Consider the following 9,740-nt stretch of genomic DNA (forward strand, 5'->3'; position numbering starts at 1 on the left):
TCCCTCTCTCTCCGCCACTACTTCCCCTTCCATGATTGCAGCTGTACCATGATTGCGGCGGTGGCGGTTTGCCCGAAGCGGGTTGCCGCGCCACATGGGCGAGGGCGCAATCCTAGACGTAGCGTGCCGCGAATTCCTCGCAGAAGGCCAGGTCATCGGGATCGGCCTGCATGGCCGTGTGGGTGGGTTGGGCCTGAGCCGGGGGTTGAAACACGATCCCCTCGAAGAGCCGGTCCCGGTTCGCAGGGGGCTCAAGGCCCAGAAAGCCCAGCAACCGTGCGGCCTCGGGCTCCGGATCGGCCATAAACGCGTCATGACTGAAGAAGGTGATCCGGTCAGGGTGACGTTCCCGAACCGCATCCAGCCGCCTGTGGATGCGCGCCCAATAGGCGAGGGCATCGCGCGGGCCGTCACTCACGGCCCGGTCGAGGAAGAGCGGGCCCCAGTTATTGAGCTGGTTCCGGTTCTTGCTGGACGCCATATAGACGGGATCCCGGACGACGTGGACATATTTCAGCTCCGGAACCTGCCGCAAAGCACGCTCGATGATGATGTGCGTATTGGGCTCTTTCCAGCACCAGCGGTCCCGCGCAGGTGGTGACGCCGATGTCGTCGTGAAGCTTTCGAGCCGGGCGACCAGCCAGTCCGTTGAGTGACCAAACCGGCCCTGGGCGGCCAGTGCTGCAAGCGTCTGCGCCATGTCCGGCGTGGGGGGAATCCCGCGCATGCGCGCCATGAATGCGTCGAACAGCGCCTCAAATCGCGCCTCGTCATCGATCAGGACAGAAGCTCGCTTGAACAGGAGCGTGAACCAGAGATTATCCAGCGCATCATTGAGGTCGCCGCCCAGCCAGCACCCGCAATTTCGCACCAGCATGGCCGTGGCGCGCGTTCCGCTGCCGCCGAGCCCGCCGATGGCGAAGGGGGCTGCCGGGGGTTTAGTCATCGCTTCAGTCATGGGCCGGTCCTGACAGCGTGGTGCGCTTCATTCCAGTGTCGCCAGATAGGCGTCGAGATCATCATGCCGTGGAGTCCAGGCGATGCGTCGATGATGCGTTGTGCGGCGATAATTGTCCTGAATCAGCACCAGTTCCAGTTCTTCCAGACGGATGTCGATCATTGCGGTTCCATAGGCCATGCCCGCAATTTCGGTTGCGCTGAGGGGGTGCCGCTGCCATTCAACGCGCCAGCCATCAATGATCAGCGCGCCGCTCTCCTCAGGAGGGTCGTCGCGGTGGTCGGGGCCCGCGAGCAAGGTGAGCGCCGTGGCTTCGATAAAGGGCGTCTGTGTCGCGCGCTCCAATCGTCCACTGGCCGTGTGCAGCGCCGACAGCATGTCATAGATCGGAATCATCGCGATTGACAGCAAGGCGGTTGCGGCCAGGGCCTCGATCAAGCTGAAACCGTCGCGCTGCGTCATGATGCAGATCCCAGGATCAAGAATCCAGTTGCGGCCAATCCATACCCGGCAATCAATCCAGGGCCAAATGCCATCCGGCCGAGCCCCTCGCCCGTCCGCATTCTGGTGGCGAAACCGGAGGCCGCGGTCAGTATGGTGGCGCAAAGCAGGGCGTAGGGGACCTGTTCCGGTGCCAGCCAGAACCCACAGGCTCCGGCCAGCAGGATATCGCCATCGCCGAGGGTTTTATCGCGCCCGGGCTTGCGTGTCAGCAGGGCTGCCGCGATCAGGATGACAGCGGAAATTGCGCCCGCGATCAGGGCGGAGATCAAGGCGTCGCGCGAGATGGCAGAGGCGAGGCCCGCCAGCGCGATCAAGCCCGCGCCGACATCCGGCAAAAGCTGGCGGCGCGCATCGATTGCCGCGGCGGCTGCGCCAGCCCCGGCCGCCAGGGCAAACGCCATGGCCGAGATCAGGTGATCGATGGCGAAGAAATACGCACCGGTCAGGAGCGCCGCAGCCAGGAGGCTTGTGGTCAGACTGATCGGGCCGGGCAATGCGGTTCGGGCGGAAATCAGCGTCAGAGCGGCCCCGGCGGCCAGCAATGCAGGCAATGCCAGCGGCGTCAGGTCAACAGACATCGTCCGATCTCCGCGTCGCCGATCCATTCCGGCCTCGCTCAACATGCGGCGATGGCGTCGCCGGGAAAAGCCGCTGCATCTGGCTCCCGGCACTGGCCCGGCTGCACGCAATCGCACGGGCAGCCATCAATCAGGGCCTGTACCCGTGCGCGCTGGCAGAATGGTTGAAACCGGTGGTCGTTCTCTGATGATTTCGGGAATAGCTGTACGCACCGGCGTCGCGAAGGCGCGGTTGGCCTCATCGCCATATAATTCCACGATGCGTTGCCGGTCTTCCCGATTGCGCAGGATGTAAGGCGTCACCATCACCAGCAAAACTGTCTGGTCGGAATCGACGGACTCCGTCCCGAAGAGCATGCCCAGCAGGGGAACGTTTTCCAGGCCCGGCACGCCGGTCGACCCCCGATTGATCCGGCGCTCCATCAGCCCGCCGAGAACAGCGGTCTGCCCATCCTGCAAAGTCAGTTCCGAGGTCAGACTCCGGTTCGAGATGATCGGACTGGCGATCGCCTGATTGGGATTGGCCAGTGCGGCGCTGACTTCCTGGCTGATCACCAGATCGATCCGGTCATTACTGTAAACGGTTGGCTCAACATTGAGCAGCACACCCGTCGAACGAAACTGGATGGTTTGCAGAATGTCCGTCGATCCCGTCTGTTGCGTGGTCGCGGCCCGCTGGCTCGTGATGATGGGAACGTCGGTGCCGACCTGTACCGAGGCCGACGAACCGGAGCGCGTCACGATGCGCGGTGTTGACAATATATTGATGTGCGAGTGCGAGGTGCGCGCGGCCGCCGTCAGATCGACATCGCCGGACCGCAATACGGCGCTCAGCCCGCCCGATTCCAGCCCGAGTCCGTCGGTTGTTCTCAGTTCCAGATTGCCGCCGAAAGTATTGAGCAGGAATTCGAGACCGAAACGCTCATCCTCGCTGAGCGTGACTTCCGCAATCGTGACCTCGATGAGGACTTCCGGCGCGGCTGTATCCAGCGTGCGAAACAGTCTTTCCAGGGGGCGGAATTCACTCTGCGTGCCGTTGAAAATGATGCGGTTGCCCATCTCGTCGACGGTCAGCCGTCCAGGTGGCGGCGCCGGTGCGCCGTCTTGTGAACTGCGGGCCTGCTCGCCCAGAACGCCACTTGCGATGTCAGCCAAGGCTTGTGCGGCGCGCGCCCGCACCTGGTAGACATGCGGTGTGCGCTCTTCGGTGGTTTGCGCCGCGGAGTCGAGCCGGCGCGCGGTCTCGACCACATGACGCATTGATGCAGCGCTGTCCGCGAAGATCAGGATCTGATTGGTATAGGCGACCGGCAACAGCGTGATGGGGCGGGTTGATCCGGCACCAAGGCTGATCTGATAGCCTTCGATCATCAGGATGTCCCGCACAGCGGAGGCCAGGGCCTGGGCGTCCCAATGGTTGGGCGACAGGGTGACGGCTTCGGCGCCGGAGAAGCGCAAATCATCCATCTGGTGGATGATCGCCAGCGCGGAATCGACATCATCCGACAGTCCGCTGAGCGTCAAGGCGCTGATATCGCGCCGGACCTGGATGCCCAGCTGCTGCCGTTCGGGAAAGCTGATTCTGAGGATCGCTTCCATTTCCGCCGCGTCAATCGCCTCAAGCTGGACAAATTGCGCCACCGGCCGCAGCGAGGCCGGTGCGCTAGAGCGGGCGCGCGAGCGGACAAATTGCGGTGTCTCGGTCATCAGGTCAGCGCGTTCGACCGCCTGGATCAGGCCGTCGCGATAGGTGAGCGCCAGCCCGTATTCGCTGATTGCAGCCTCGAACAGCTGGTAGAAAGTCTCCGGATCCATGTCGCGCACGCTGCGCAAGGTGACCACGTCCGTGCGTTCTGCCACCCCTGGGCCTAGCGCATAGGGCAGCTCCAGCACGTCACCCAGCACGGTATTGACGAACGAAGGGACGGTTTGCGCCGGAAGCGTGACATTGATGGGTGGGCCCTGAAGTCTGGGGCGCTCCGTCAGGGCGTCGTCGGGCGTGCTGGCTTGTCCGGTCAGGGTGGGGACCCGCCAGGCTTCGACGTCCGTGTTCCCAAACGAGATTTGGTTTTCGGTTTCGGCTGGCGGGGTTTCCTGCGACACCGTTTCGGAATCAGGCAGTCTCAAGGTGTTCAATCGGGCCTGATACAGTCCGCCCTCTTCAAGACTAGCGCAGCCAGCCAGCATCGCTACTGCAGCCATCGCGCTCGTAGTGCGGAACTTATTGATCATGCTTCAACCTTCCCCTGACGGATCGAAAACGAATATCGAATGTGTCTCGTCCCCGCGGCTTACCACGATGTGTGAGGCTCCGATTTCCGTAATACGCCAACCGTCATACAACTCGTCGCCCTCAATGAGGCGTGCGCGTTCAGTGATAGCCCCGCCCGCATGGAGGCGCCAGACCCCATCTTCACGGACCAGCGCCTTGATCGGCGGGGCCGTAACAATGACCGCTTCGCCCGCGCCATCGCCCAGCGCCGCCAGGACCGCTGCGGCTTCCGCTTCGCTCGGTTCGCCGGCATTGAGCGGTACGGCAGCGGGGAACAGCCCGCTGGCTCTGAGGCGCGCGCTCAGTGCGCTGATATCGCTTTGCAGCACCGGGCCGGGCCCGCCGGCCGATGTGGATTGCGGCATTTCAAGCGGTGGCGCGGCGCGGGGCGCGATCACCAGGCCAGCGAGGCCGGCCGCGACCGCGACCAGGCCGGCTGCGCCAAGCCGGGCGAGGCTGAGCGGCATCATGAGTCCGGATCCATCATGGCGGGAGCGATGAAAGTCACTGTGAAGCGCCGTGTCCGCGAATCCCAGTCCAGCCGCGTGGCGCGCAGCTCGCCGGGCGCACCGGCGGCGGCCTCGATAAAGGGGGCGAAGGCACCGCCGGTATCGCGGGCCGTGACTTCCGCTTCGAACAACCGTGTTTCCGCGCCGGGTGCCCGGCGCTCCAGAACGTCGGCTTCGATCACTTGAACACGTGCATCGGGCAGCCCCGCCTCCCGGGCCGCGGCTTCCAGCGCGCCCTGGATTCTCGCCGCCGCGATGCCCGCGGTTGGTGCGCGCCAGAAACGGGCCTCTGCGGTCTGAGTCAGGTTTTCCGCTTCAGCGGCCAGCGCCGCCCAGTCGCGCTGTTCCAGCGCGGCCTGGCGCGCGGACAGCTGGCGCTGGGCGCCATCCAGCGCCCGCCTTGTCTGCGCGTTGACGTCATTGAGCGAAGTCAGGGCGTAGAGACCGGCCAGGCTGGCCAGCACGACGAGTCCGTATTGCGCGCGCGCGGTCAGGGTTCCGAGCGCCGTGCGGACGGGTGCGGTGAGGCTTGCGAGAGTATCGCTCATGATGCCCCCTCCCGGTCCGCAGCCGCGTCATCGGGCGAGGCAAGCTCGGCCTGGACTTCCCAGGCGGCGCTGTTGGCGGTCCTGTTCAGCCGGACATTCACCAGTGTGGGTTGCGCCTCGAGCGCCTGTGCCAGCGTTGCGGGATTGAGCTCGCCGCGCGGCTGGATCAGGGCGCGCACCCGATCGGGCTCGACGCGCAGCAATGTGATCCGCGCCTCCAGCGCGCCCGCGGCTTCGGCAAGATCGGCCGCTGGTGCGAGTGGATTGATGCGCTCCAGGGATTGGCGGTAGACGGCAAGTTGCGCGCTCTGGGACCGGTAGCGCTCAAGCGCGCCGAAATCGCCGGCGCTGTCCTCGGCAAAGGCGGCCAGCGCGCGTTGCGCCGAACCCTGTCCCAGGGTCAGGCGGGCATAGGTTCCGGCGCTGTGCAGGAAGGGCGCACCGATCAGGAGCAGGGCCAGTGTCGCCGCGTGCACCGGCTGCAGCCCGGCAATCAGGGCCCTGATCCGGTCGAGGATCGGGCGTGGCCCGTCTTCGTCATCGCCGGCATGGATCTCGGCTGCGCCATGGGCCGAGCGGCGGAAGCGCGCGATCTCGTCGGCGGCCGGCGAGCGCGACCAGAAACGGCTCGCGACGAGTTCCTCGCCCTGCCGGATCTGGCCTTCATAGCCGTCGCGGCGCTGCAGCAGGACAAAGCCGTCCTGCGACGCGCTGGCATCGGGCAGGGCCCGGTCATGGCCGAGCGCCGGTTCGGGCATGAACCAGCCGCTCTCCGGTGCGCCGAGATCGGCGAGGCGGGTCTTGTCCCAGGACCAGACCGTGACATGGCGCGCCTGCCAGACGAGATGCAGTCCGGGGTCCTCGAACGGCGCGCGCATGCGCGCCATCAGGGTCATCGCGGCCCGCATCCGCGCATCGACCGCGCCGGGTGGTCGCTCGAGGCGTTCGAAATGCAGAAGTGCGCGGCTGATCACGATCATTTCGCCGAATGCCAGCGCGCGCCAGAAGGCGCCGCGTGAGCGCGCCTCAAGACCGCCCGGGCCGAGTCTACGGCGGTTCGGGGAGGGGAAATTCTTCAAGATCGTCGGCGCTTTCGAGGCCAAATTCCTGCTCAACTCGGTCTCCTCCTATCACAAAATCGAATGTCGTTTGATAGGGCGCCGCGATAGCCCCCGGCGTCAGGCTGACCAGCGCAGCCAAGACTAAGCTCGCCTGCGGCTCATGGGTCAAGATCAAAAACTCAGCCCCCAGGGAGCCATAACCGAACTCGCCTTGATACACACCGTCCCAGCCATCGAGGCCGAGATCGGCGAAATTCGACACCCTTTGCTGGGCAAATTGCATCTGCATCCGCTGCCGCGCCGGAGCGTCGTCGAACAGCATTTCCAGCACATGGTCGGGGATGAAGCGCGGTGTGGTCGCGGCGCCCGGCGTGACCGTGAAATAGAGGTCCATCAACCGCGCATCTTCCTGGCAGAGCGGCAGGGTCTCCCAGCCCAGCACGGCGCACAATTCGCTCGGGCTGCGCATGGGCTGGTTCGCCGGTGCGCGTCCCTCGGGATAGGTGTCGCGCTCGGCGCCGCCCAGCCGTCTGAGATCGTCACCATCGGCATAATCGCCCAGGCGCGCGGCCAGCCGCGAGGCTTCGGCCGGGTCGAGTCCGATCTGTTCGAGAAACTGCACCGCCTTGCGCGGGTCGTCCGGGTCCAGCCCGACCAGGCCCTGGGCCGATATCAGCCGGATAATGACGGTGCGCCCGTTGATATCGATCCGGCGTGGTTCGCCGCGGGCGCTGATCGGGTCGCCGGCATCGAGCAGCCCGCCTTCGAAAATATCCGGATTCATGATCCCGCCCGCATTGACGGTGTCCTCGCCGCGCGGGGCCGTCAGCAGGAGATAGATCGCATTCGCCTGCGCCGCCCGCAGATCGCCCTCGAGCCGGGTCCGGGACAAGAGCCGCGCCGCACCGTCGGAGCTGGAGCGCTGCACCGCATAGGCACCGGCCAGCACCAGGGCCAGCGCCGCGATCGCCGCCAGCGCCAGGATGAAGACATAGCCGGGCCGTGTCTCCGGTGGGGACAGGCGCGCGCTCATAATACCAGATCGAAATCGCGCGTCCGCAGGGTCAGCCCGGTGGTGCGTGACGGCGCTGCGGCCAGCACAGCTGCCTCGCCGGCCAGGATCAGGATCGCTGCCGGGACCGGGCGGTAATACACCGGATCGGGGTTGAAACCCTCCTCCGGCGGCCAGACCTCGTGCTCGGTGCCGGCCGGGTCGCGATAGGCCAGCCGGGCGCCGGCGGGAAGGGCGGTCTCGAACAGCGCCGCATCCTGCTCCCGATAGACCAGGACGATCTGCCCGTCGCGGTCCTCGATCGAGATTTCAAACGGGCATAGCTCGCCGCCCGCGCCGGTCGCGCTGGCCAGGGTCAGGCCGCGCGCCGTCCGGGCATCGCCGGTGAAGACAAATTCGCTGTCATAATAGTCCGGCGCGGCGCCATTGAGCGCACGCAGGACCGGGATCAGGGCCAGGGTGCGGGCGGTATAGCCGCGCGTCGCCTGTTCGATGCGGCGCGCATGACCGGTGGCCGCCGCGAGCGTATCCATCAGGACGAGCGTGATCAGCGAGGCGATCACCAGCGCAATCAGGGTCTCGAGTAGGGTAAATCCGCTGCGCATCGGGTCTGGAAAACTCCTTGCACACCATGATATTGTAAAGAATGCTGGACGCAAGGCGGCTGGAGCCGTTGTGCGCTGCCCGGCTTTGGCAAACACCGGCGCAACGCCCACTCCAGACTAAAGCCCTGGCAGAGCATTCATCTGGCAGGGCACTCATATCGCAGACCGATCCAATTCGCAGACCAATCAAGGGGTATCAGGACATGGACGCCAGACCGGACCCGGCAGAACCGACCGTAACGGACCGCGCGCAGCTCACTGCCGCTCGGCACGCCCCCTGCCCGACGACAGCCCCGCGGCGCCGATCGCTGCGTGCGGGCTATTCGCTGATGGAGGTGCTGATTGCCGTTGCGATTATCGCCTTGCTGGCCGCCTTGATCGCGCCGCGCCTGTTTGGACAGCTCGACGCCTCGCAGGTGACGGCGGCGCGCACCCAGATCCGCATGATCGAGACGGCGCTGGATTCCTACCGCCTCGATATCGGCCGCTACCCGGCGAGCGAGGAAGGCCTGGCCGCGCTGGCCGTGCCGCCGCCCGATCTGGTTGATCGCTGGAATGGCCCCTATCTCGATGGCGGCCTGCCGATCGACCCCTGGGGCACGGCCTATCAATACCAGGCCGGGGAATCGCTGTCGCGCCGCGGCATTGTCCTCAGTTACGGCAATGATGGTGAGCCGGGCGGCGAAGGCCTGGCCGCCGACCTCTATTCGCGCGGCAATGACCCGAATGCCGGCCTCGAGCCATCCGCGGGCGCCCGGCCATGATGCCCGCTGGCGTCCTGCCCCGGGGTGGCTGACCGCTGATGCGGTCGGGCTATTCCCTGCTTGAGGTCTTGCTGGCGGTCGCCCTGATTGCCCTGGTGAGCACGATCGCCGCGCCCTCCTTGATCAATGGGCTGAGACAGCGCGAGGTCCGCCTCGCCCTGACCGCGCTCGAGGCCGGCATGACCCGTCTGCGCTATGACGCTGTGCTGGCGGCGGCACCGCTCGAGATTGCGCCAGACGCGCTGACGGCCCGCTTCCCCGATCTGCCGCCGGGCTGGCATGTCACCGCCGGGACGCCCTTGCGGGTCTCGGCCGGTGGTTTGTGTGATGGCGGCGAATTCACCCTCGCTGCGCCGGACGGGCGCCTCTGGCACCGGCGCGCTGCCGCGCCGGATTGCGCCCTGGAGCGGATATAGGGTGTGGCCCGAATTCGGTTGCATGCCTTTCGGGTGCAATTCACGCGCTATTTCCCCTGACCGGGGAAAAATACCGTTTGTTTTCAGCCTCTGATGATGTGGAATAGCCCTTTCACTGTGGCAGTTTGACCACGCCACCCTGGCGCATCACGGCTCAAAATGGGTCTCCACGATTTCATTCAACCCTTTGTTTTACCGAGAAATAACGTCTCCATTACGTCTGCCCGCCGCCACCGGTGCAAGCCTGCGGACCCCGGAATGCGGCGAAAATATGTGGCATCCCTCCCGGCCTTGTATGAATCAGCTTGACACTCAGCGCGATAATGCGGCTCAATGCCGCTCACGTCTTGACGCTCTTAACGTCATTTTAATGTCGCGATCCTAGTTCAATATCGTGCCGTTAAGGGCGTCAACAGGGCGGAGTTCAGGTGCGGGCACTCGGTTTGGCCGACCGCGCTGGGGCGGTGATGTTCGAACCGTCATGGTGCGTAACTGCCATGGCAACCAAGTAAT

Annotated in this window: 11 protein-coding genes; 2 read left to right on the forward strand and 9 right to left on the reverse strand. The window is 65.4% G+C overall.

What is annotated here, in order from left to right; all coding sequences use genetic code 11:
- Window positions 1-112: 112 nt before the first annotated feature.
- The 9 genes from AAC023_RS11850 to AAC023_RS11890 all read right to left on the reverse strand — a co-directional run bounded on the left by AAC023_RS11850 (window position 113) and on the right by AAC023_RS11890 (window position 8,047).
- Window positions 113-946 carry a sulfotransferase gene (locus tag AAC023_RS11850; RefSeq protein ID WP_339741410.1) on the reverse strand — a complete coding sequence of 278 codons (834 nt, stop codon included), beginning with the start codon at window positions 944-946 and terminating at the stop codon, window positions 113-115.
- A 39-nt stretch (window positions 947-985) separates the two neighbouring features.
- Window positions 986-1,420 carry a prepilin-type N-terminal cleavage/methylation domain-containing protein gene (locus AAC023_RS11855; RefSeq protein WP_339741411.1) on the reverse strand — a complete coding sequence of 145 codons (435 nt, stop codon included), beginning with the start codon at window positions 1,418-1,420 and terminating at the stop codon, window positions 986-988.
- Window positions 1,417-2,040, reverse strand: a complete 624-nt coding sequence (locus AAC023_RS11860) for a prepilin peptidase (RefSeq protein WP_339741412.1) — start codon at window positions 2,038-2,040, stop codon at window positions 1,417-1,419. Before AAC023_RS11860 ends, AAC023_RS11855 begins: the two co-directional genes overlap by 4 nt.
- A 126-nt stretch (window positions 2,041-2,166) precedes the next feature.
- Window positions 2,167-4,272 carry a hypothetical protein gene (locus AAC023_RS11865; protein ID WP_339741413.1) on the reverse strand — a complete coding sequence of 702 codons (2,106 nt, stop codon included), beginning with the start codon at window positions 4,270-4,272 and terminating at the stop codon, window positions 2,167-2,169.
- A 3-nt stretch (window positions 4,273-4,275) separates the two neighbouring features.
- A complete protein-coding gene (locus AAC023_RS11870; RefSeq protein WP_339741414.1) occupies window positions 4,276-4,782 on the reverse strand; it encodes a hypothetical protein in 507 nt (168 codons plus the stop codon).
- Window positions 4,779-5,369, reverse strand: coding sequence for a hypothetical protein (locus tag AAC023_RS11875; RefSeq protein ID WP_339741415.1), 591 nt, complete (start codon window positions 5,367-5,369; stop codon window positions 4,779-4,781). Before AAC023_RS11875 ends, AAC023_RS11870 begins: the two co-directional genes overlap by 4 nt.
- Window positions 5,366-6,484, reverse strand: coding sequence for a hypothetical protein (locus tag AAC023_RS11880; protein WP_339741416.1), 1,119 nt, complete (start codon window positions 6,482-6,484; stop codon window positions 5,366-5,368). The genes AAC023_RS11875 and AAC023_RS11880 overlap by 4 nt, the downstream gene beginning before the upstream one ends.
- Window positions 6,417-7,463 (reverse strand): hypothetical protein, encoded by a 1,047-nt coding sequence (locus AAC023_RS11885; protein ID WP_339741417.1) that lies wholly within the window; start codon window positions 7,461-7,463, stop codon window positions 6,417-6,419. The genes AAC023_RS11880 and AAC023_RS11885 overlap by 68 nt, the downstream gene beginning before the upstream one ends.
- Window positions 7,460-8,047 carry a type II secretion system protein gene (locus AAC023_RS11890; RefSeq protein WP_339741418.1) on the reverse strand — a complete coding sequence of 196 codons (588 nt, stop codon included), beginning with the start codon at window positions 8,045-8,047 and terminating at the stop codon, window positions 7,460-7,462. The genes AAC023_RS11885 and AAC023_RS11890 overlap by 4 nt, the downstream gene beginning before the upstream one ends.
- 203 nt (window positions 8,048-8,250) lie before the next feature.
- On the opposite strand from AAC023_RS11890, the gene gspG reads away from it, so the two are divergent.
- Window positions 8,251-8,811, forward strand: a complete 561-nt coding sequence (gspG, locus tag AAC023_RS11895; protein ID WP_339741419.1) for a type II secretion system major pseudopilin GspG — start codon at window positions 8,251-8,253, stop codon at window positions 8,809-8,811.
- 38 nt (window positions 8,812-8,849) lie between these two features.
- Window positions 8,850-9,227 carry a prepilin-type N-terminal cleavage/methylation domain-containing protein gene (locus tag AAC023_RS11900; RefSeq protein WP_339741420.1) on the forward strand — a complete coding sequence of 126 codons (378 nt, stop codon included), beginning with the start codon at window positions 8,850-8,852 and terminating at the stop codon, window positions 9,225-9,227.
- The last annotated feature ends 513 nt before the right edge of the window (window positions 9,228-9,740 follow it).

The organism is uncultured Maricaulis sp., from assembly GCF_963976135.1.
Lineage (GTDB): Bacteria > Pseudomonadota > Alphaproteobacteria > Caulobacterales > Maricaulaceae > Maricaulis.